At 40.8% G+C, this 21,927-nt stretch carries 20 protein-coding genes and 1 tRNA gene; 14 read left to right on the top strand and 7 right to left on the bottom strand.

Annotated features, from left to right (window positions below; genetic code table 11):
• The first annotated feature begins 15 nt into the window (after positions 1-15).
• The 5 genes from tyrS (at position 16) to M9899_10470 (ending at position 4,499) form a co-directional block, all read left to right on the top strand.
• The gene (gene tyrS, locus M9899_10490; protein MCO5114583.1) at positions 16-1,248 is read left to right on the top strand and encodes a tyrosine--tRNA ligase; all 1,233 of its coding nucleotides are present in this window, start codon (positions 16-18) and stop codon (positions 1,246-1,248) included.
• 74 nt (positions 1,249-1,322) lie between these two features.
• Positions 1,323-2,126 carry a 2Fe-2S iron-sulfur cluster-binding protein gene (locus M9899_10485; protein MCO5114582.1) on the top strand — a complete coding sequence of 268 codons (804 nt, stop codon included), beginning with the start codon at positions 1,323-1,325 and terminating at the stop codon, positions 2,124-2,126.
• Between the two features lie 24 nt (positions 2,127-2,150).
• Entirely contained in the window at positions 2,151-2,594 is a 444-nt protein-coding gene (locus tag M9899_10480) for a RimK/LysX family protein (GenBank protein MCO5114581.1), read from the top strand.
• A 33-nt stretch (positions 2,595-2,627) separates the two neighbouring features.
• Entirely contained in the window at positions 2,628-3,536 is a 909-nt protein-coding gene (rimK, locus tag M9899_10475; GenBank protein ID MCO5114580.1) for a 30S ribosomal protein S6--L-glutamate ligase, read from the top strand.
• Positions 3,537-4,499, top strand: a complete 963-nt coding sequence (locus tag M9899_10470; protein ID MCO5114579.1) for a succinylglutamate desuccinylase/aspartoacylase family protein — start codon at positions 3,537-3,539, stop codon at positions 4,497-4,499.
• 135 nt (positions 4,500-4,634) lie between these two features.
• On the opposite strand, the gene M9899_10465 is transcribed toward M9899_10470, so the two are convergent.
• Positions 4,635-4,961: an iron-sulfur cluster assembly accessory protein gene (locus M9899_10465; protein MCO5114578.1), complete on the bottom strand. Its 327-nt coding sequence runs from the start codon at positions 4,959-4,961 to the stop codon at positions 4,635-4,637.
• Between the two features lie 26 nt (positions 4,962-4,987).
• Positions 4,988-6,130, bottom strand: a complete 1,143-nt coding sequence (locus tag M9899_10460) for a cysteine desulfurase (protein ID MCO5114577.1) — start codon at positions 6,128-6,130, stop codon at positions 4,988-4,990.
• 192 nt (positions 6,131-6,322) lie between these two features.
• Here M9899_10460 and M9899_10455 point away from each other — a divergent pair, with 192 nt between their 5' ends.
• From M9899_10455 to M9899_10440, 4 genes are all read left to right on the top strand, one after another.
• On the top strand, positions 6,323-7,507 hold the full coding sequence (locus tag M9899_10455; protein ID MCO5114576.1) for an acyl-CoA dehydrogenase family protein: 1,185 nt from the start codon (positions 6,323-6,325) through the stop codon (positions 7,505-7,507).
• Between the two features lie 99 nt (positions 7,508-7,606).
• Positions 7,607-9,340 carry a hypothetical protein gene (locus tag M9899_10450; GenBank protein MCO5114575.1) on the top strand — a complete coding sequence of 578 codons (1,734 nt, stop codon included), beginning with the start codon at positions 7,607-7,609 and terminating at the stop codon, positions 9,338-9,340.
• Positions 9,341-9,352: 12 nt separating this feature from the next.
• A complete protein-coding gene (locus M9899_10445; GenBank protein MCO5114574.1) occupies positions 9,353-10,279 on the top strand; it encodes a hypothetical protein in 927 nt (308 codons plus the stop codon).
• A gap of 21 nt (positions 10,280-10,300) precedes the next feature.
• Complete coding sequence (locus tag M9899_10440) at positions 10,301-13,627, top strand: FHA domain-containing protein (GenBank protein ID MCO5114573.1); 3,327 nt, start codon at positions 10,301-10,303, stop codon at positions 13,625-13,627.
• Here the strand turns inward: M9899_10440 and M9899_10435 are convergent, their stop codons facing one another.
• Complete coding sequence (locus M9899_10435; protein ID MCO5114572.1) at positions 13,628-14,944, bottom strand: AarF/ABC1/UbiB kinase family protein; 1,317 nt, start codon at positions 14,942-14,944, stop codon at positions 13,628-13,630. It lies immediately after the preceding gene.
• A gap of 283 nt (positions 14,945-15,227) precedes the next feature.
• On the opposite strand from M9899_10435, the gene M9899_10430 reads away from it, so the two are divergent.
• Positions 15,228-16,355 (top strand): competence/damage-inducible protein A, encoded by a 1,128-nt coding sequence (locus M9899_10430; GenBank protein MCO5114571.1) that lies wholly within the window; start codon positions 15,228-15,230, stop codon positions 16,353-16,355.
• A gap of 68 nt (positions 16,356-16,423) precedes the next feature.
• On the opposite strand, the gene M9899_10425 is transcribed toward M9899_10430, so the two are convergent.
• Positions 16,424-17,329 carry a glycosyltransferase family 2 protein gene (locus tag M9899_10425; protein MCO5114570.1) on the bottom strand — a complete coding sequence of 302 codons (906 nt, stop codon included), beginning with the start codon at positions 17,327-17,329 and terminating at the stop codon, positions 16,424-16,426.
• 67 nt (positions 17,330-17,396) lie between these two features.
• Between M9899_10425 and M9899_10420 the strand changes: the two genes are divergently transcribed.
• Both M9899_10420 and M9899_10415 read left to right on the top strand, forming a co-directional pair.
• Positions 17,397-18,347 (top strand): S-adenosylmethionine decarboxylase proenzyme, encoded by a 951-nt coding sequence (locus M9899_10420; GenBank protein ID MCO5114569.1) that lies wholly within the window; start codon positions 17,397-17,399, stop codon positions 18,345-18,347.
• 39 nt (positions 18,348-18,386) lie between these two features.
• The gene (locus tag M9899_10415; protein MCO5114568.1) at positions 18,387-19,100 is read left to right on the top strand and encodes an RNA methyltransferase; all 714 of its coding nucleotides are present in this window, start codon (positions 18,387-18,389) and stop codon (positions 19,098-19,100) included.
• Positions 19,101-19,128: 28 nt separating this feature from the next.
• Here M9899_10415 and M9899_10410 read toward each other — a convergent pair.
• Positions 19,129-19,205: transfer RNA gene (locus M9899_10410), tRNA-Arg, on the bottom strand.
• 136 nt (positions 19,206-19,341) lie between these two features.
• Entirely contained in the window at positions 19,342-19,794 is a 453-nt protein-coding gene (queF, locus tag M9899_10405) for a preQ(1) synthase (protein ID MCO5114567.1), read from the bottom strand.
• A gap of 137 nt (positions 19,795-19,931) precedes the next feature.
• On the opposite strand from queF, the gene M9899_10400 reads away from it, so the two are divergent.
• Complete coding sequence (locus tag M9899_10400; GenBank protein ID MCO5114566.1) at positions 19,932-20,069, top strand: hypothetical protein; 138 nt, start codon at positions 19,932-19,934, stop codon at positions 20,067-20,069.
• 146 nt (positions 20,070-20,215) lie between these two features.
• Here M9899_10400 and M9899_10395 read toward each other — a convergent pair whose 3' ends face one another.
• A complete protein-coding gene (locus tag M9899_10395) occupies positions 20,216-21,166 on the bottom strand; it encodes a hydrogen peroxide-inducible genes activator (protein MCO5114565.1) in 951 nt (316 codons plus the stop codon).
• 160 nt (positions 21,167-21,326) lie between these two features.
• Between M9899_10395 and M9899_10390 the strand changes: the two genes are divergently transcribed.
• Positions 21,327-21,815 (top strand): DNA starvation/stationary phase protection protein, encoded by a 489-nt coding sequence (locus M9899_10390; GenBank protein MCO5114564.1) that lies wholly within the window; start codon positions 21,327-21,329, stop codon positions 21,813-21,815.
• Positions 21,816-21,927 lie beyond the last annotated feature (112 nt).

Below are 21,927 nucleotides of genomic sequence, written 5' to 3'. Positions count from 1 at the left end.
TAGATTAGGTGAAATATGGCAACTAAGGATATGGCAACACCCAAAGAACAGTTGGAAATATACAAACAGGGCACTGTGGATTTGGTTTCTGAGGCTGAGCTATTACAAAAATTAGAGTCCTCTTATAAAGAAAAAAGACCTTTAAGAATCAAAGCAGGTTTTGATCCGTCTCGTCCCGATTTACATTTGGGCCACACAGTCTTGATGAATAAGATGAAGCAGTTTCAAGATTTTGGCCATCAAGTGATCTTTCTGATCGGAGATTTCACAGCGATGATCGGAGATCCTACAGGTAAAAATCAAACCCGCCCGCCTTTGACACGAGAAGAAGTGGTGGAGAACTCAAAAACTTATGCCACACAAGTGTATAAAATTTTAGATGAAGCCAAAACTGAAGTCGCTTTTAATAATGATTGGGTAGGAAAATTAGAAGCTCAAGACTTTATTAAACTTGCTAGCCAGTACACTGTGGCCAGAATGTTAGAGCGTGACGATTTTGAAAAGCGTTACAAGGGTGGCCAACCCATCAGTGTGCATGAATTTTTATATCCTTTAGTGCAAGGGTACGACTCGGTGGCTCTGCGTTCAGATGTGGAGCTGGGGGGAACCGATCAAAAGTTCAACCTGCTTGTGGGAAGGGATTTACAAAAGTCTTATGGTCAAACACCTCAATGTATTATCACAGTACCTATTTTAGAAGGTACTGATGGTGTGAACAAAATGTCTAAGAGTTTAGATAACTATATTGGTGTGGAAGATTCTCCTAAAGACATGTTTGGAAAGATCATGAGTATTAGTGATGAGTTGATGTTTAAGTATTGGGCCTTACTCACGGATATCAAACCGAAAGAATTAGAAGAAAAGCAAAAGCACATTGCAGAGGGATCTTTGCACCCCAAAGTTTTTAAAGATCAATTGGCTTTATTTTTGGTGGAAAGATTTCATGGTAAGGCTGCGGCTGACAATGCCCTTCAAGAGTTTCAACGCATCTTTAAAGATGGTGGAATTCCCGATGACATTCCTGTTATCGAGCTTCCTGCAAATGAAGAGATATGGATTTGTAAGCTCCTACACTCATTAGGAGTAGTGTCTTCTAGCAGTGAAGGGCGCAGGATGATTCAAAGTTCGGCTGTAGAGATGGATGGAGCAAAGATTACAGATTTTCAACTGAAGGTCGTCTTAAAGCCCAGCGTGGAACATTTGATCAAAGTGGGAAAGAAAAAGTTTGTGAAGGCCAAAGGAAAGTAATGTTTTAAAGTAAGACCTCATCAAGGAAAGCCTTGAATCAGGTCAACGCTTACAATTGAAAGTTTGGAAGAGTTATGAAGGTAAAATTTGTACCACAAAATATAGAGGTTGAGATCAAACCTAACGAATCGGTACTGAAAGTGGCGCAAGATCACGGCATTCATATTCAGTCCGTGTGTAAGGGTATCCCTTCATGTGCTGAATGCCGCGTGCACATCAAAGAAGGAGAGACCAATGTGGTTCCTCCTCTACAACCCGAGTTAGAGCTGATAGGCACGGCCTACTATATTGATCAGAGACGTTTGTCCTGTCAGTTAAGATGTTTTGGAGATGTGGTTGTGGATTTAACAGAGCAAATCGAAAAGTCCAGTAAGTCCACCAAAAACCCCCAAGGCAGATACGTAAAAGAAAAAGAAGACTCTCATGCTCGTATGGGGAATATCCTAGAAGAAGAGGGTGAGGTGAGTCTGCCTGAAGATGCACGGAGTGTTGAGCCTGAAGACGAAGACATTTCCCTTCAAACTCCAAGTGACAACCCAAGTGCGGCAACCCCAAGTGGTTCTAGTCAGCAACAACGTCAGTCCAAGGGCTATGAAGGTCAGAAAGGTTACGAAGGGCAGCGACGATCTGGCAATAATAATCAATCCCAGCAGCATGACGGACACAGGCAACGTCAAGAAGGTTCGCAGCGCCATCATAACGGTAATAAACAGTACCAGAGTAAATCAAACTCTGGTCATGACAATAGTGGTGGCAATAAACAGCATGGCAAACCGAACGATGGGGCGGGGGCGCAGGCAGATGGACGCAAACGATCCAACAGACGTTATCGGAACCACAAAAAGAACAAATCTTCACAACAAAAAAACGGTGAATAGGTCAGGTTAGGACAGGGTTCTTCTATGAAAGTCACAAAAGCAGACATGAAAAAAACTGTTCTAGGATGGCGTGAATGGGCGCTTCTACCTGACCTTAAAGTGAAACGCATCAAGGTTAAGATTGATACGGGGGCACGCACGTCGGCACTGCATGTGAGCAATATGGTGTTTTATAGAAAAGGTCGTTATGAATATGTGGAGTTTTTGATCCACCCCACTCAAAGAAAACAAAGACCCGTCATTAAGGCTCGCGCCAAAGTTGTAGAATTTCGGCTTGTAAAAAGTTCTAATGGGCAGGTTTCTGTTCGACCCGTGATTAAGACTAGAGTAAAAATCGCAGATAAGGAATTTGAGATTGAACTGACTTTGGTCAATCGAGACTTGATGGGGTTTAGAATGTTATTGGGACGTCAAGCACTCAAAAACTTTTTAATTGTTCCTACAAAATCTTTTTTACAAGGTTCATAAAATTTAAAACAAAAAAATATAGGTGGTTGCCAAATGTATATTGGAATTTTATCACAAGTCCCTACTCTTTATTCGACTCAAAGACTCGTGGAAGCGGCAAAGCAGCGCGGTCATCAGGTGGAGGTGATTGATCCCACCAAATGTTATATGAACATCACTTCACATAAGCCCACCGTGCATTATAAAGAAAAGACTTTAGATTATTTTAATGCCATCATTCCAAGGATTGGGGCTTCAGTTACTTTTTATGGTACGGCTGTTTTAAGACAGTTTGAAATGGGAAAAGTTTTTGCGGTGAATGAGTCTGTAGCCATTGCACGTTCAAGGGATAAACTTAGAAGTTTACAAATTATGGCTCGTAAGGGGATTGGACTGCCGATCACGGGTTTTGCGGATTCCACAAAAATGACGGGTGATCTTTTGAATTTAGTGGGAGGCACCCCTTGTATTATTAAGATTTTAGAAGGGACTCAAGGAAAAGGTGTGGTGCTAGCCGAACACAAGAAGGCCGCAGAAAGTGTGATTGATCTTTTGCGCGGAATTAAATGTAATTTTTTGGTGCAAGAGTTTATTAAAGAGTCGCGTGGCACAGACATTCGTTGTTTTGTCATTGGTGATAAAGTGGTGGCTTCGATGAAAAGGGAAGCTCCAGAGGGTGAGTTTCGCTCCAACTTACATCGTGGGGGCAAAGCTTCAGCGATCAAAATCACTCCAGAAGAGAGGGCTTTAGCAGTTCAAGCCTCCAAGGCGATGGGTCTAAACATTTCAGGTGTAGATATCATTCGTTCCAATCGTGGGCCTTTAGTCTTGGAAGTGAACTCATCTCCTGGGCTTGAGGGCATTGAAGCCGCTTCAGGGAAAGATATCGCTGGACGGATCATTGAGTTTATCGAGAATGCTGTCGAAAAGAAAAAGACCAACAAAGTGAGGGGACAGGGCTAAGTGAAAAAACTTAAAATTTCGGGTCACGTAATTCTTCCAGGCGAAAGGCGGCTTATTCATTTAAAAGCAGCCAAGCTGTATGATGCGACAGACTTAGAAATTCCTGTACATGTCATTCGTGGTGAAAAAGACGGCCCTTGCATGTTCATCTGTGCAGGCATTCATGGCGATGAGATCAATGGCATAGAAATCATTAGAAAACTCTTAGAGCATGAGGCGATGAATGAAGTTCGAGGAACTTTGATCATCATTCCTGTCGTAAATATTTTTGGTTACAATTATAAGTCTAGATATTTGCCTGATCGTCGCGATTTGAACAGATCGTTTCCTGGCTCGCATGAAGGAAGTCTGGCCTCAAGAATTGCACATACTTTTTTAAAAGAGATCGTTAGCAAATGCACTCATGGTATTGATTTGCATACGGGCTCTATTCATCGTTATAACTTGCCGCAAATCCGCGCCAAAATCAGAGACGACCAAACTAAAATCTTCGCCAAAAGTTTTGGGGTCAAAGTGGTTTTGAATTCTGAAGAGCGCGATGGATCATTACGTGAAGTGGCTTCAAAGAAAAAGGTCAAGATTGTGGTTTTTGAAGGTGGCGAAGCCTTAAGATTTGACGAAGAGATCACACAAGCGGGCCTTAATGGGTGTCTTAGAGCCATGACCACCATTGGAATTCTACCCAAAGGACTGATTAAGCTTCTTCCTGAAAGAGCCCATATTTTTGCTAAAAGCGCTTGGGTGAGATCATCTGCTAGTGGCACTACGATTTTTAATGTTCAACTTGGCGATCGAGTGAAAAAGGGCCAACTCTTGTGCCGCATCTACGATATCAATGGGATTGAAATGGGAAGAATCTTATCAGAATATACAGGACTTATTGTAGGAATCAATAGACTGCCCTTAGTCACCCAAGGTGAAGCCCTAGTCCATATTGCCATGGACAAAGTTTCTAGAACTTAACACCAATAGGTGCGCCCACTCTTTATGTATGAAACCGACTTCAAGGGAATTTCTAGCAGTTCTGGGTGGCAAGAGTGTATCGAGATTTAAGCATTGAAAAAGATATCTAAGATAAATCAATGAAAAGCAGCAGAGCTAAACTGCAAACGAAGAACCGCAGCCGCAGGTCTTAGTGGCGTTGGGATTAGAAAAGACAAAGCCTTGGCCATTTAAACCACCTTCGTAATCTAAAACCATACCAATCAAATAAAGTAAACTTTCTTTGTCTATGGTTACTTTGATCCCATTGATTTCATATTCTTTGTCATTTTCAGAAAGTTCACTGTCAAAATCTAACTTATAAGAAAACCCTGAACAGCCGCCTTTTTTTACGCGGATGCGTAAGAATTCGTGCTCGCCACGGCTTTCTTCACTTCGTAAAGCTAGAATTTTTTTTGCAGCAGTGTCACTGACTTGAATCATGGTTCTCCTCGTAAATGTGAACTTTATTATATCACTTGTTGGAGTTTTTCCACAAGTTTTTCTAATTCTGAAACACTGGTGTGGCGTCCTAGGCCTATACGTAGAGTATTTTGCGTTTCTCTTTCATTAAGTCCTAGTGCAGACAGCACGCGATTGGGTCCTGTGGACCCAGCTCCACAGGCTGATCCTTGAGTCAGACAAAATGGGGCTAGTGCCAAAGTCAGTGGTGTGTCGCTATTGTGTTCAGGAAAAGTGATGCTAATGGTATTAAAGATACGACTTTGGGCATCGCCATTAAGAAAAAACTTCACTCCTGATTGGTCCATTTTTGTAGAGAAAAAATGATAAAGGTTTTTAAAATGTTCTTGGTCTTTGGTTTGGCGTGCTTCTACAAGGGCACACGCGGCGCCCATTCCCACAATACCTGCAACGTTGGGAGTGCCAGAACGAAGTCCAAACTCTTGTCCTCCACCAAAACTTTGAGGCGCAAGACTGCGGCCTAACGTGGCTTTATTGATGTAAAGAGCTCCAGTGCCTTTAGGACCATAGATCTTGTGGGCAGAAAAAGACAAGAGATCCACAGGGGTTTTTGAAACATCAAGGGGCTGGGTTAAAACAGCTTGGGTGGCGTCCACATGCAGAAGAGCCTTATGCTCCTTACAAATGTCGCTTAAAGTTTTAAGATCATAAAGACTGCCAAATTCATTTTGTGCTAGAATAAAAGAGACCAATTTGGGGGTTTCTTTAGGAGCGCGTTCCAGTTCAGCGCGTAGGGTGTCCATGGGCACAAGGCCGTTTTTTTCGTTTTTCAACCAAAAGATTTTGTAGCCTTTGGATTCGGCGGATTTAAGGGTTTGAAAAGTTGCCGCGTGTTCGACTTCGGTGGTCCATGTTTGAATCTCAGGCTGCTGCTCTAAAACCCCTCGCAAAGCAAGGTTGATGGACTCTGTAGCGCCACTGGTGAAGATGATTTCAGAGGGATCGCAATGAAGCAGGTGGGCCACCTGTTTGCGAGCCATAGTCATTCCACCAGCTGCGGCCCAAGAATAAGAGTGGCTCATCGAGCTGGGGTTGCCGTAATGTTGAGTAAAATAAGGCATCATGGCCTGTAAAACCTCTTCTGCAAGCGGTGTAGACGCATTATAATCTAAATAAATAAAATCTGACATGGAGGGGACCATAGCGGGTTATGGCTTAAAAGTCACTTTTTGTAGGGAAAATCTTAAGACTTAAGGGGTTTTTTAGGCCCAAAACCCCCAAACTCAGTCTAAAGGGTTTGCCTAATCCATGATAAAGATTATATTTTGTTTGAATTACATTTATTATTTTGAATTTCAAAATACCCAGGCAGGCAGGTGAGTATGAGCGCAGATATATTTAACCCCACTCAAGAGCATTCGATGTTAAGAGAAATGGTGCGAGACTTTGCTAAAAGTGCGGTTGAGCCACAGGCTGCCCAGTATGATCGCGAAGAGAAATTTAACGTTGAGCTTTTTAGAAACTTAGGAGAGTTAGGGCTTTTAGGAATCACGGTATCCGAAGAGTACGGGGGTGCGGGAATGGATGCCACAGCTGCCGTGATTGCTCATGAAGAGTTAGCGGCTGTAGACCCAGGATTTTGTTTGGCGTACTTGGCTCATGCTATGCTTTGTGTAAATAACTTTTATGTGAATGCGAATGAAGAGCAAAAACAGCAGCTACTTCCTAAAATGTGCTCTGGTGAATTTGTTGGAGCCATGGGCATGTCAGAACCTGATGCGGGTACAGATGTTTTAGGAATGTCTTCCACAGCTGTGTTAAAAGGGAATGATTATATCCTGAATGGCAGAAAGATGTGGATCACTAATGGTTGCATTGACGATGAGGGGACTGCCTGTGATGGAGTTTTAGTTTACGCCAAAACGGGTTCCAGTCAGAATCTTTCCACCTTTATGGTATTAAAAGAGCATAAAGGGTTTAGTGTAGGCCAAAAGATCAAAGATAAATTAGGAATGCGCGCCTCTAACACCGCTGAGTTAGTTTTTGAAGACTGCCAAGTCCCAAAGTCGTGGTTGATTGGTGAAGAAGGCGATTCGATGAAACACATGATGCGAAATCTAGAGATTGAACGTCTGACTTTGGCAGCCATGAGTCTAGGAATTGCCAGAAGAAGTTTAGAGATTATGGTCAAGTATGCTTCAGAAAGAGAAGCCTTTAAGTTGCCTTTGAACCGTTTTGGGCAGATTCAAAAGTACATTGGCGATAGCTATGCGGAGTTTAAAGCCGCGCGTGCTTATGTTTATCAAACCGCTCAAAAGCTGGGCCCAAGCGGCAGTGGAGAGAGAGTGGACTCTGACGGGGTTAAACTCTTTGCTTCCACCATGGGAAAAAATGTCTCAGATCGAGCCATTCAGGTACTTGGAGGCTACGGTTACGTTGGAGAGTATACAGTCGAAAGGCTGTGGAGAGACGCCAAATTGCTGGAAATTGGCGGAGGAACGATTGAGGCGCATCAGAAGAACATCACTCGTGACCTATCAAAAAATCCAGTCCTAATAGATAGATAGACGTCGCAAAAAAAACCAATACAGGACCCAGGTCCAGTGTTCCAAAAAAAGTTTTAGCCGATAAAACCCTTAGTAGAATGCGTAAGGAAAGGGTGAAATATGGCTTTTGATTACGATAAAATCAAAAAGCAAGATCAAGGTGACTTCTGGGCAAGTTATTCTGACTTGTTCTCTGTGATGTCTCTGATCTTCTTGTTACTCTATGTTGTTTCGAGCATAAGAAGTGGTACGTCAAACATTCAGTCCCATATGGAATACCAGGCTATTGCACAGCAAAGAGATGATTTGCAGCAACAGATCAAAGTTTATAATACTTTAAAAGAAGATTATCTACATCACGGTGCCTCTGATGATGAGCAAAAGATGTACGAACAACTTATGGATAAGTTGGTGCTCTTAAAAGAAGAAGCTGGGCAGGAAAAAGAAAACCTACGTAAACTTGCTGAAGAAAATGAACAAAAAGAAGAAGCTTTAAATCAATACCAACAGATGGTTCGTAACATTATTAACAACAATATGATTTCACAAGCTCGAATTAAGCGACGTGACAGAACCATTGTTAAAAAGAACGAAGTCATCAAAGACAACGTGGCACAAATTGAAGACTTAAACAAAACAGTCAAAGAAAAAGAAAGCGCAATTAAAAAGGGTGAAAAAGAAATTGCAGATACTAATAAAAAGTTAGATATCAAAATTGCTCAACTTCAAAATGCGTATAAGGCTAATAGAATCAGTAAAGATAAAATGAACGAGCAGATCCAAGAGCTTAAAGAAGAAAGCCAAGCTAAGGTCAGCCAACTGCAAGCCATTAACGAAAAGACAAAAAGTGAGTTGCAAGAGGTTACACAAGTTCTACAGGAGTCTAATAAAGAGCTAGATCAAGCTCGCCAAGAACTGCAACAGCAAGGGTCACAAATTGCGAACTTAGTGGAAGAGAAAAGTAAATTTACAAAACAGATTTCAAATTTACAAACTCAACATCAAAAACAAATTGAATCTGAAAAGCAAAAATTTGAGAGTGAATTGGCCAAACAAAAACTTACGGCTCAACAAAGAGCACAAAGAATGGCAGAGTTTCAAAAAGAAGCTGCTGCTAAAGAAAGAGCTTTGTCTGGACAAATTAAAAATCTTCAAGCTAAAGCCCAAGAAGTTCAAAGTAACTTAGATGAGACTTTATTAGCTAAAAATGAACTAGAAGAAAAAGCACAAGCTTTAGAAGGTGAAAAACAACAACTTACTAAAGACGTGAGTAAACTTAAAGAGATGGCTGACGCAAAGAAAAAAGCCATTCAAGCTATCAAAGAAAACTTAGCAAAATCAGGTTTAACGGCAGATGTAGATGAAAACACAGGTGATGTGGTGATCTCGTTTGGTCGAGAGTACTTTGAATCTGGCAAAGCCGAGTTAAAGCCAGGTATGGAAGATGTAATTAAGAAATTCATGCCAGCTTATTCTAAGAGTCTATTGCAAGACCCAAAAGTGGCGGAAAAGGTTAAATCTATTGAAATCGTGGGTTTTGCATCACCTACGTATAAAGGTAAGTACGTCAACCCTGTAAGTTTAGAAGCTTCAAACAGAGATGCTGTAAACTATAACATGGATTTAAGTTATTACAGAGCAAGAGCCATCTTTGACTATGTATTTGATACATCAAAGATCCAATACAAACACCAAAAAGATATATTACCAATGGTGAAGGTGACTGGACGAAGTTTCTTGGCGGAAGGCGAAAACGCCAGAGAGATCAGCAGTATGACTAACGCAGAATATTGCGCAAAATACGACTGTAAAAAATCGCAACGTGTAATGATTAAATTTAATATGGAACCTTAAAGGAGTTTAGGAATGGAAACGCAAAAAGTAGTGCATGGATTTGTAGATGCCTTGGTGGCTTTTGCCTCCCACTGGCTAATACCAGTGATGATGTTCGCGTTTATTTCAGCAATAGTAGTAAGATTTATCATCTACTATACTGTTAAACGTGAAGAGTGGATGGCTAAAGAGTTTGAAAAAAGAATTGAAAACTTTTTAGATGAAAGATCAACAAAGACCTCTCTTTCATTCTACGTTATTACTAAACGACTATTAGAAAAGACTTATTATGAGTTGTTTAAGGTCAGATTCATTATGAAAAGAAGAAAGCCTGACTTCGTGATGACTGTTGGTGATAGAGTATTTATGATTAAACAAGGTGCTGCTTTTCTTGTAGACGATATGCTTAAACACTTAAAGCATGTTAGATATAACGAGGCGAACCATCCTAGATTAGGTACGATCACTCAAAAGGCATTTTCAAAGAACCCTTGCTTTAGCAAAGTTTTTGGAATCTTTTCGATCAATACTTTAAACGATGTGATCAACACATTACCAGGTATCTTCATCGTACTTGGGGTATTTGGTACATTCTTAGGTATTATGCAAGCACTACCAGAACTAGGTGCTATGGACATTGCTGATCCAGATGCAACTAAAGCTGTAATGGACAACTTCTTGATTCAAATTGCTTTTGCGATGAGTACATCTTTAATGGGTATTTCGTTGTCAGTGACTCTCAACCTATTCAATACAAGTTTGTCACCAGAAAAACTTTTTGTGTCTGCTGTTGAAAGAATGGAAAGTGCGTTGGATACATTATGGCACCTAAGTGCAAACAATGATGTTCCAGATGACTTAACAGAGTTTGACGAGAACAGAAACCCAGATGAAGTTCTTGCAGAGCAAGCATTAAACGAAGAATTGATTCTTGGAAAGAAAAGGAAAAAAGCTTCATAAGAGAGCAATATAGAGTAAAAAATGTTTAAACTGAAGAACGTCGAAGTATACTTTAAAATAGAGGGAAAAGAGCAGGTTAAAATCTGCTCTTCGACTGATTTTATAATCGGTCGCTCTGCAAAAAGTGACGTTCAGATTGATTCTCAAAATGTAAGTAGAAACCATATTAAAATCATGTACCGCGATGGTATCATATTAGTTGAAGACCTAAACTCCACTAATGGTACCTATCTAAACGGAGAAAAATTAAAACCAGGTTATGCTAAAGCTTATGAAAGTACGGATCGCTTGGTTTTTGGTGCAAAAGAAGATGTTATACTGAGGCTGGTTGCCAATGAAGACAAGAGTGCTTCAGATTCTTCTGCGCCTGATCTTGGTAAACGAGAACAAAAGATCAAGCAGTATAACGAACAGATCAGTAAAGATTCATCTGAGCCAGTATCTTCTGGGATATCTTCGAATGATGCTTTGTCTGATGCAGAAATGTTATTAAAAAGAATTGAAGAAGAAAAGAAAAAACTGCGTGGGGAATCCTCTGGTGCCGCGTCCTTTTCGCAGTCTGATGAATCTTTCGATTCAGAGGCTAAGGAGCCTTCCTTTAAGTCTCAGCCTCCAAGAACACAATCAGGACCTCCTGGTATTGATCGAAGTAAAGTGAGCGAGAATTTTTTAAAGTCTGAGGATTCAGATTTAAATGTGGCCTTATCTTCTGATGAGGATCAGAACGAGGTGGCATCTCATGCTGTCAGTTCAGCACCAGATTACGGAGCTATGTCCTCACACCCTAGCCGCTCGAATGAGAATCCTCATGTGGCTTCACATTCAGCTATAAGTGCGGACCATAGTGAATTAAGTAATGAGATTAAAACTTTAAATTTACAAAAGACCACTTTAGAAGAAGATGTAGCGTCTTTAAAGAATGAAAAGCAGTCTTTGCAGGACGAACTTAATGAAAAAGATAAAGAGTTAGAGTCTTATGCAGGAAAGTTACAAGCTTTAAAAGACGAAATCAGTAGTTTTGATTCTAAAAGTGCAGAACTGATCAAAGAAAGCGAAGAGAAAGGCAAGATCATTCGTGAACTTCTAGGTGAAGCGGATAAGATTCGTGGAACTATTAGAAATTTAAATGCAGAAGTAAGCACTGAAAAGGCAACGCTTGATAAAATACGACAAGAGATGGACAGTGCTACAAAAAGCCTGCAAGGGGATAAAACTGCACTGTTAAATGAAATTTCTAATTTAGAAGAAAAAAAGAAAGCTATTGCTACGGAAGTGCTGCAAAAAGAACAAGAGCAACAGGTCACCAACAAAAAATTATCTGACTTGAGTAATACATTAAGTGAACTTATTGCTAAATCAGGTGAATTGCACAAAGCTTGTGAAGAAAAAGAAAAGCAAGTTCAAAATCATGTTACAGCTGTAGCTAAGCTACAAGAAGAACAAACAAGTTTAGCTGAAACGATTAAAAATAACACTTCAGAGTTACAATCATTAGAACAAGAGATTGTTGGTAAAAAGTCTGAAATTGCAAATCTTGAAAAAAGCATTGAAACCTTTAAAGTACAAAATGAAGAATTTAGAACTAAAAATGAAGATCTAAAGTCTATTGTGCAAAACTCTCAGCAAGAAGCTGATGCGTTGAAGACCGAAGTTGCAAAGCTGTTGTCTGACTTGGAAAATCAAAAACAAGAAAATCAACGTACAATAGAAGAAGCGCAAGCAGCCAAAGACACACTTGTTAAAGAGGCTGAGGCAGAAAAGGCACGGATTCTTCAAGAAGCAGAAACTTTTAAACAAAATACCGAAGCCGAGGCTTTGGCACAAAAAGACAGTATTTTAAAAGAAGCTGATGCTGAAAAATCAAGAATTTTACAAGAGGCCGAGACTTATAAACAAAACGCTGAGTCAGAGGCTAACCAGTCTAAAGCAGATATTATTGCCAGTGGACAGGAAGAATCAAAACGTTTGATTGAAGAAGCCAGTACACAATCCACACAGGTTATGGACGAGGCCAATGCTAAGGCTCAAAACTTAGTAGAAGAGGCGAGCTCTAAATCCAAGAATATGGTGGATGATGCTCAAGTTCAGTCCACACAGATCATTCAAACAGCAGAGCAGAATGCAGCTATAGCCCTCAAGACAGCAAAGGATGAGGCGGAAGCCTTAAGAAGTGGTGCTGAAGCAGATGCGAATAAGGTTGTCACGTCTGCGCAAAGTAAGGCCAAAGATATCATTGATGAGTCTCGTGAGGATGCCCAAACTCATCTTAAAGAGGCACAAGAAAAATCTCAGCATATTATTGCGAAAGCCAAAGAAGAAGCCGAAAGACAAAAGAAAAAATTTGATGAAGAGATGGCTGAATCTGTAGAGGAAGCAAATAAAACGATGGCTGCCCTTAAGGAAAGAGCAACTGCTGAGGTGGAAGAGATCAAAGCTCGAGCCACTCGTGAGGCAGAAAAAGCTCTAAAGGATGCCAAGCAGGAAGCGCAAGAGACTAAGCTTAATGCCGTTCGACATATTGATGAGCAGAAGAAAGTTTTTGAAATGACAGAAAAACGTCGTTTGCAAGCCAATGCTGAAAAACTGAAAAAAGAACTTGAGCTTGTGTTAATGACCAAGATGAAGCCTTATCTGAATAGACAGGAGCCCGAATCTTTAGCAAGCATTGAGGGGATCATCAAAGGCACAGTGGGTGCTGTACTTACAGGTGAAGTGTTTGATGAAGGTGAGTTGTTAGAAACAATGCTTGAAGCTAAAACTCTGAATCAGCAAAAACGTGTTAAAAAATTCTGGAAGATGTCTGCTGTGGCTGCGGTGGTAGCGGTGTTTATGGTTTTTGTCGGTGCCCCTTTTCTGAAAGAACGTTTCAAAGATCAAGTCCGTGAAATCGCAGAAGTGAATAAAAAAGAAAGTGCAGAAAGAGTTGAAGCACGTAAGAATGAAGCTAAAGAGGCATTGTTTGAATACTTTGATCCTCAAAAATCAGATGAGTTTAAAGATAACTACACAGATCTTGTACTCTACACTAATGGTTACGTGGATAAGGTGTTAAATGCAGATTACCGCGAGCAATGGATCATCGAACTTCAGGCGTACTTTACAGATGAACTTGAGTTAAGTGAAAACAATCTGGTTCCGTTTATTGCCATGGAAGCCAATATGATCCGCGAACTGCATGAAGAGTCTAAAAAGATCAACGGAAAGTTCATTGAACAAGGCATTCAAAGAATGCGCGAAATTGAAAGCAAATTCAAGAAACGTTTAATGCTAGAACTCTCTTCAGAAGAAGACTTTAAAAAGATTATGAAGTTTCAAGAGAAGTTTTATAAAAAAACCAAAGTTCAGTAGTTAGTAGTATCTTCTAAGTACTTCTCTTGCTTTACCCTTAAGACCTAAGACACTCACCAAAAAGAAAGCTCCAGCAAGTTTACGATCTAGAAATACGGATTCCCTAGGTGGAACTCTAAGTTTATGAAATTTAAATATCTCTTTAGCCGCTACGGACACTCTTTGTGGAAGATCGGTGCGCTTCCAATCATAGTTTCCATCTTGGTCGGTAAAAGGAAACGTGGGGTCTTCGGCAAAGGGTTCACCGATGAGGCTACACACCTTGAAGTATCTGTTTTTAAGCTCAGGATCGTCATCAGGTTTAAGATAACCCAGCTTATAGGCGCTTTCGATAATCATCTCTTTGTCCTGCTGGGCGGCTCCTTCTACTAATTGTTTAAAGGGCAGCCCAAAGTGATCGGGCACCTCTCTCATGGCTCCAAAGTCGTAGAGTATAAGTTGATCTGGTTGCGATGCGGGGTCTTTAGAGATACGAATTCGATAATTTCCTAGATGAGGATCGGTTTGCACAAGTTTAAACTCAAAAAGCTCTTTGAAGTACAAATCTAAATAATTAAGAGCTAAAGTATTTCGTCTGTCTTGTGAAAGAGCTTGAACGTCTGGAGAGTCTAAAGCTACACCGTCTTCGTAACTGGTGGTGATCACATGTTTAGAGCAGTATCTAGGTTGCACCTGTGGAACCACAAACTGCGGATAAGGTTTGAGTTTCTCATACATCTGCTCTGTCCAAGTCTTTTCAAGTTTGTAATTGGTCTCTTGGATGAGCATGGTTTCGATCTCTTCAAAAAACTGATCTGTTTGTAAACCTCCAGGAAGAATTTTGGATAATCCAAGAATGGCTTTAATAGATTTAAGATCACTTTTGATGGCAGACTCAACTCCTGGGTATTGAATCTTAATGGCTAAGAGTTGACCTGTCTTTTTATGTCGGGCTTTATGCACCTGCCCCAAGGAGGCGGCAGCACTTGAGGTCTTGTCGATATCAAGTTCCGACAAAACGTCTTCTCCGATCTCTTCAAGCAGAAATTTTTTAATGCCTGACCACTCAATAGGAGGAGAGTTGAACTGTAGATTTTTTAGATATTCGTTGGCTTTAGGAGGAAGGAAGTGCTCGCCGTACATAGAAAGAGTTTGCCCAACTTTCATGATGCTGCCCTTAAGCATTCCAAGCTCTTTAGAAAGCAGTTGCATTTGTTTTATGATATGTGCTTCTTTGTCGGAATTCATCACAGATGTGGCGGCCAAGGTTCCAGACTTAAGGGTCAGTTTGGCTAGGGCAAAACCTCTTTGAAAAACTCCAGTTTTGACTTTTTTCATGTCACCCACTCCAATTGGCGTTCATTGGGAAGAACAACACACCTACCTTATTTGATCGCTGTAGTCGTTCACCTTATGTTTGCCTTCGTTAAGTAAGGCAAAGGTTTGTTCATATAGAGTCAAACTTTTGCTAACCTTCAGCTTGCATTTGGTACAAAATAAACTCGCCAAAAAGTTTACTTTTTTAAGGTTATGACATACTTTTAATCCAAGTGCACGAAATAAGGCAATGCAATCTCTAGGGTCAGTGTACGGGATAGGACCATGCAATTTAGGTGTAAAAATGAAGTCAGTCAGTATATTAGCTACAGGTAGTGAAGTTGTTTCAGGTCAAATCATAAATACGAATGCTGCTTGGTTAGCGCAAAAACTTTCTAAATTGAATTTAGATGTAAATTATCATTGGGCAGTGGCTGATGATCCCCTTAAAATCTTGGAGGCCTTAGAGTACCTCTCAGGCCGCAGTGATGCGGTATTTGTTACAGGAGGCCTAGGGCCTACGACCGATGATTTGACTCGTAAGCTAGTGGCCGATTGGTTGGGCCTTAAACTGAATCTTGTGGACAAGGAGTGGGAACGCATTCAAGAGCGCGTGTTGATTTTGCAAGTGGAAGCGCGTGAGGGTCATAAGTGGCAGGCTTACTTTCCTGAAGGGGCGGAAATTTACACGAACCTAGTGGGTACAGCCTCTGGGTTTAGTCTTAAACGAAAACCGCAAAATACTGAGCTTTATTTTTTGCCAGGCCCACCCGTAGAGATGGAGTACATCTGGGAGACACACCTAGAAGAACGAGTCAGGCTTCTGGCTCCTGCTGAAGGACTTAAGCTTCTGACTTGGCAATTCATTGAGCTGCCTGAATCCGAAGTGGCCTATATTGCAGATACAGTAGTGGATGAACTTAAATTTTTATCAGGTTATCGAGCCATGCCTCCGATTGTGGAGTTTAAGTTGTGGGCTCCACCTAGTTTTGATCCTTCAAAGTCAGGTCCTATTTTAAGACTAGAAAATGAGTTTAGAGATTATTTGCACTCCATCAATGAGTTTAATTATTTGTGGGAGTCGTTCCGTGTATTATCAAAATCAAATACAGAGGTTCATCTAAGTATTGAGGATCATCTGACTGAAGGTGAATTCCTAAATCGTGTGGTGGAGTTGAAGAAGAAAAATAAAAAAGAACTTTCAAACCTAAAATACACTTATGCAACGGATGAGATGTTAAAAAAACAACCTCTACATCTTGAAATCAAAGGTGTAAAAAATGAAAGTGTTCATATTAAACTTTGGCAAGATCAAAACCTTCTTTTAGGAAAAGAAATCAAAATCAAACGTCTTTGCACTGGTCAGCGTTTTAAGCGCTGGGTTTGTGAAGTCACTAGCAAAGCCCTGCATCAGCATTTTGAAAATATTTAGGTCGTAAATCAGAGAAGCAGTATTTAGTATCTTAAAATATCTAGATCACAGCTAGAGCGCTCATCGGGTCACGATCTATTTTCGTGGTGTCGATGCGTGAGCTCGCTATTAGTTTGGGTGTGATATAGAGAGTCTTGAGCCTGCTTTTTGAGTTCAAGCACTGTATTTTTATTCTCAAGGTTGTGATGCTTCTCATATCCCTTAAGTAAAATTTCACTTTTTTGAATCATAGTTTCTGCAACTAGAGCCTTTTTATCTGAAGTTAAAAAAGGATTCCAAAGTTGAAAGACCAAAGCTTTGAGCCTCCAGAAGTCCATAGAATGAAAGCGCGTAGAGAGTTGATCTTCATGGCCTCCATGTTTTTGAATCAAAGCTAAAGGAATGTGGGTCACCATAAAGCGTGATGTGGCTCGTAACCAAAAGTCATAGTCTTCGCATACAGGCAGATCGCATCTAAAAAGTCCAACATGGGCAAAGACGCTGCGATGAAGGACTGAAGTGGAGGGACCGATGCAGCATTGTTTTACACACTCCGCAAAGGCGTCTCCAGATGGGCGTTTAAGTTTTTGTTTTACAATACGATCCTCTCTTAGCCACACCTCATCGCTATGTAAAATAGGATGGCTTTGTCTGTTCAGAATAAAATCATGACAGACGCTTAGTTTTTCTGGCATCCATTGATCGTCTGAATCCAGCAAGGCAATCCACGGTGCGATTGCGGACTGAATGCCCGTGTTTCTGGCAGTGCTTACACCTTGATTGGGCTGATGAAGCACTCGCAGGCGTGGCTCGGTTTTCTGTAATTCTTGAGTCCAAACCAAAGTGTCATCTGTGGATCCATCATCGACAATAATGACTTCAAAATTTTGAAAGTCTTGACGTAATACAGAATTAAGGGCCAACTTGAGATAAGGCAGTCTGTTGTATGTGGGTATGATGACAGAAAAAAAAGGTTCACGAGTTGAGGTGTACATATACTGATGCTTTACCTGTTTGCTAAGATGAAGACAAATATTTTGTGATCACTAGGGAGCTTAAGGGATGAATTTGGACTATGAAGGACCAGAAAAGAAGCTAGAGTTGACCTGTAACGACTCTGTGGATTTTTTAAGTTATCCTGATCAGTATTGGGGCGACCTGCTTAAGTCCTGTGGCGCTTTGATTTTAAATTCGGTTAAGACGGAACATTTAAAAGCCTTTTTGATTTCAGAGTCCAGTCTGTTTGTCTGGAAAAACCGAGTGTTGATGATCACCTGCGGTCAAACTCAGTTGATCAAATCAGCACAAATGTTGATTCGTCATATAGGAAAAGAAAACATTTCGAGTCTATATTTTTCCCGAAAAAATGAACATTATCCCGACATGCAAAAAAGTTTTGCCAGAGCCGACTTTAAAACACTCAAGCAAGAACTGGGTGCGGGAAAAGCCTATCGTTTGGGTCAGCGTGACTCTCATCATCTTTATGTCTTTGAATATGTCGCAGATTCCAAGCGGCTTATAAAAGAACATCTGACTGAAGTTTTGATTTATAGAATCAGCAAAAATAAGACGGAATCTTTTTTAAAGAATACCCCTGAACAGCGCATAGCTATTGAAAAAGCCGTAGGGCAGATTTTTCCAGAGTATGAATTGGATCATTATTGGTTTACTCCTTGCGGATACTCTGCCAATGCTTTTAAAGGAACACACTACGGTACAGTGCATGTCACCCCTGAAGTGGATCAAAATTACATCAGCTTTGAAACTAATGGTGTGGCACGAGAAGATGTACAGTCGTGGGTAGAAAAGATATGTGATCTTTTTGAACCCCAAGCTGTGGATGTGATCTTTTACGACAATGAAACGCAGACGCCTTATGAACCCCAGTTTTCCAAATACGCACTACAACAAAAGAGCCATCAAGCTTTGCCTTCAGGTTTTGGTCTTAATCATTTACATTTTGCTCGTCCCATAGAGCAGTGGTCTACGGCTGTAGACTTAAATTTAGATTAGCCTTGAAATTCAAGCTAGAACTAGGTATGACATCCCCTTATGTCATTAAAGCTAGGACGTTTTTTATCGGATCAATGGCCAGAGCAACTTAAGATTGCTGACAGCTGGTATTCCCCTCAGCAGATCGTAAATACTTTTGTGGGTTTGATCACAGAAGAGCGTTTAGAAAAGATTCAAAAGATTGTTCCCCAAAGAAGTTCAAGTTTTATTCCTGTGTTGGAAAATATTTATGATAGGGGCAACATCAGTGCCGTCATGAGAAGTGCTGAAGCTTTTGGTTTTTATGAAATGCACATCATTGAGGGCAGTGAAAAATTTAAAGAGTCTGCGCGAGTCACTCAAGGTGCGGACAAATGGTTAAACATATATCGTTGGTCCAATACGGCAGAGGCTTTGAGTTTTTTAAAAGAGCGCCATGTGAAAATTTATGCCACTCATCTATCTAAAGAATCGATAGAGATTCAAGACATTCCTCGCGGTTCTGGTCAGCAAGTGGCTTTAATTTTTGGAAATGAAAAAGAAGGGGTGACAGATCAAGCCTTAGAATACTGTGATGGCAATATCCTGATTCCCATGAAGGGTTTTACACAAAGTTTTAATATCTCTGTCGCCGCAGCCCTGTGCTTTCAAGAAGCCGCCAAACAAGCAAAAACCATAGGCTCTTCCATTCAAGAGGCTCTTACAGCAAGCTACATCCTAAAAAGCCTAGATCTCACCGACACCCAAATCTACAAAATACTCGAATCTCAGTAGCCCTCTCAGTTTGAGAGGAGTTTGCGATTGGCGCACCCTGAGAGATTCGAACTCCCGACCAACTGGTTCGAAGCCAGTTACTCTATCCAACTGAGCTAAGGGTGCGCAGACTTAGGATACTAAAACAATTTAGAATAATATTTAAGTTAAATCTAACTATGAGCTACGCGTTCAGATTAAAAGTGTACTTATGGGCCCCGCGGGGTCACTGCCCGATAAGCTGATAAAGCTTTATTCGTATTTAAGCTAAATCTTCGGGCAGCTCGTAGCCTTGTTTTTTGTGCACGGCACGTACAAGGGTGTGGATGTTTCCGCGCACGGTAAAGTCTGCGGCGACTTCCATCCAACGAGGTTGAAGAAGGTTCACTAGGTCATCAAGAATCATATTGGTGACGTCTTCGTGAAAGATATTTTGATTTCTAAACCCATTGATATAAAGCTTAAGGGATTTCAGCTCCACACACTTCAGATCAGGAACATAGGAAATGTAAATGGTCGCAAAATCAGGGAAACCACTACGAGGGCAAAGGCAAGTGAACTCTGGGCATTCGAATTCGATCATATAGTCACGTTTAGGGTTTCTGTTATCAAAGCTCTCAAGCTGATTGTTTTCGATGGCTATTTGACCGTACAGTTTGTTTTCGTCACCCATGTCTTCCTCCACGTGTTGAAATAGTGCCTTGTTGGCCTTCATTTAAACCCAGAGTGGAGCCAATAAAAATATTGGTGTGTCAGCCCTGCCCCTGAGTCCAGAAGTAGAATGGTTATATGCAGATTGCTGGCCTAAGGCAAGAAATCCGCTCATAATATTCTTATATGAAAATGCGTGGTTTGAAGCACTTTTTATTGGGACTCTTGCTGGCAGGGTTAAGCTCTGGGTGTGCAGGTACGGGCTCTAAACGCAGCTACTGTGATATTGTAGACGCTGTGAACGTAGAGTCCACGGCAGACCAAACGGCTGCTCAGTAGCTCTTGCAGAGGGGTACATCAGCCCTTTCAAGCCAGATACGAATTAAAGAACGCCCTCTCTTTTATTTTAATCCCTGCCTCACGCTGCTTGGTGAGTTCAATCTCATTTTACGTCTTACACCTACTGCATAGGGATTTTATACTTCTTATCCGTTTTCAATCTCTAAGACTTCCAGTCCATGGGGTTTTAATAATTCTTTGTCCATAGTTTGAAGAGTCAGAGCTTTGATTCTGGATAAAACATCGGTCTTCCATTGGGATTTGTGCATGACTAAACTGATCTCTCGGGAAGGGGTGGGTTTTTTAAGAGGGCGCACATGAGTTTTGATGGTATTAGGAGAGAGATCTTTAAGAGCCAGATGTGGGATCAAAGTGCAACCATCGCTTTCAAGTACAATTTGCATCAGGGTATGAATGCTGCCCCCAGCGTACTTCACATTGGCAAAGACATCTTGATGGTGACGAGGAGAACACACAGAAAGTGTTTGTGTACGAAAGCAATGTCCTTCGTCTAAAAGCCAAATCGGAAACTTAGCAATATCTTGTTCGCGCACCACTTTGTTTTTTAAAATAGGATGAGCTTTGTGGGCTAGCACATAAAAGGGCTCGTAATAAAGTGGGGATTCAATAAGATCGGGCTCATTAAGCGGAGTCGCCAGAATAGCAGCATCTATCTCTTTGCTTTTCAAATTTTGTAAGATTTCAGAAGTGGTCTGTTCAAAAATATTCACCTGCACATGAGGCATATCCTGAGCAATAGGGTTTAGAATCAATGGAAGCAAATAAGGTGCTACGGTGGGAATCACCGCAAGATCAATCTGCCCACTTAAGGTTCCTGCTTGGATTTTGCTCAGGTCACTGAGGCGCTTGCTCTCATTTAAAATGATTTTCATTTGCTGCACAAGCTTAAGGCCCTTATCGGTAACAGAGATAGGCTTAGAGTTTCTATCAAAAATGGTGACTTCAAGTTCGTCTTCAGCCTTTTGAATTTGCATGCTCAAACTAGGTTGAGAGACGTGGCACTCTTTGGAGGCGAGGCTAAAGCTCTTGTTTTCAAAAACGGATACGATGTACTTCATTTGTGTTAAACTGGGCACGAGAACTCCTAATTCTCATAAAGACAATATGTTCTAATTGGATTATTATATATAATATATATGCAGTAATAATCAATATATATTTTACTTATGATAGGGGGTGTGCTACAGTTAAAACATAATTTTGATACAATACACTCAAGTCAAAAGTAAGAAATCAATCAAAAAGGAGAGTTCAATGGAAAAGATCAACATTGGCATAAATGAAGAAGACAGAAAAAGCATTGCAAAAGGTTTAGCGCATTTCTTAGCAGACAGTTACACTTTATACCTTAAAACCCACAAGTTTCACTGGAACGTTCAAGGTCCTATGTTTAACACTTTGCACTTGATGTTTGAAACTCAGTACACAGAGTTAGCAGTAGCCGTGGATGATATCGCTGAAAGAATTCGCGCACTGGGTGCCAAAGCCCCAGGTTCTTATCGTGAATTCATCGAACTTTCATCCATCAAAGAAGAAGACGGAGAGCTAAGCGCAGAACAAATGATCAAAAGCCTACTAGCAGGCCACGAACAAGTTGCAAAAACCGCACGCGAAATTTTTCCCCTAGTAGACAAAGCCTCTGACGAACCTACTGCTGATCTTCTAACACAAAGAATGCAGATCCACGAAAAAACAGCATGGATGCTTAGATCTCTTTTAGTATAGTAAGAGACCAAGCCTTATCACACACCTAGGCTGGCGGCCCGTTGGGGTTGTGGATTTAGTTTTATATATGGTCAAAATGCGAGTTCGGCTTGGCGTAGTTTTGCGAACGCAA

Source organism: Pseudobdellovibrionaceae bacterium (assembly GCA_023954155.1).
GTDB lineage: Bacteria > Bdellovibrionota > Bdellovibrionia > Bdellovibrionales > UBA1609 > JAMLIO01.
Note: the sequence above shows the minus strand (reverse complement) of the source record. Positions and strands in the feature narration are given on the sequence as shown.

Coding starts and splice junctions, on each gene's coding strand:
- tyrS (MCO5114583.1), top strand. CDS start 16: ATGGCAACTAAGGATATGGCAACACCCAAAGAACAGTTGGAAATATAC.
- M9899_10485 (MCO5114582.1), top strand. CDS start 1,323: ATGAAGGTAAAATTTGTACCACAAAATATAGAGGTTGAGATCAAACCT.
- M9899_10480 (MCO5114581.1), top strand. CDS start 2,151: ATGAAAGTCACAAAAGCAGACATGAAAAAAACTGTTCTAGGATGGCGT.
- rimK (MCO5114580.1), top strand. CDS start 2,628: ATGTATATTGGAATTTTATCACAAGTCCCTACTCTTTATTCGACTCAA.
- M9899_10465 (MCO5114578.1), bottom strand. CDS start 4,961: ATGATTCAAGTCAGTGACACTGCTGCAAAAAAAATTCTAGCTTTACGA.
- M9899_10460 (MCO5114577.1), bottom strand. CDS start 6,130: ATGTCAGATTTTATTTATTTAGATTATAATGCGTCTACACCGCTTGCA.
- M9899_10455 (MCO5114576.1), top strand. CDS start 6,323: ATGAGCGCAGATATATTTAACCCCACTCAAGAGCATTCGATGTTAAGA.
- M9899_10450 (MCO5114575.1), top strand. CDS start 7,607: ATGGCTTTTGATTACGATAAAATCAAAAAGCAAGATCAAGGTGACTTC.
- M9899_10445 (MCO5114574.1), top strand. CDS start 9,353: ATGGAAACGCAAAAAGTAGTGCATGGATTTGTAGATGCCTTGGTGGCT.
- M9899_10440 (MCO5114573.1), top strand. CDS start 10,301: ATGTTTAAACTGAAGAACGTCGAAGTATACTTTAAAATAGAGGGAAAA.
- M9899_10435 (MCO5114572.1), bottom strand. CDS start 14,944: ATGAAAAAAGTCAAAACTGGAGTTTTTCAAAGAGGTTTTGCCCTAGCC.
- M9899_10430 (MCO5114571.1), top strand. CDS start 15,228: ATGAAGTCAGTCAGTATATTAGCTACAGGTAGTGAAGTTGTTTCAGGT.
- M9899_10425 (MCO5114570.1), bottom strand. CDS start 17,329: ATGTACACCTCAACTCGTGAACCTTTTTTTTCTGTCATCATACCCACA.
- M9899_10420 (MCO5114569.1), top strand. CDS start 17,397: ATGAATTTGGACTATGAAGGACCAGAAAAGAAGCTAGAGTTGACCTGT.
- M9899_10415 (MCO5114568.1), top strand. CDS start 18,387: ATGTCATTAAAGCTAGGACGTTTTTTATCGGATCAATGGCCAGAGCAA.
- queF (MCO5114567.1), bottom strand. CDS start 19,794: ATGAAGGCCAACAAGGCACTATTTCAACACGTGGAGGAAGACATGGGT.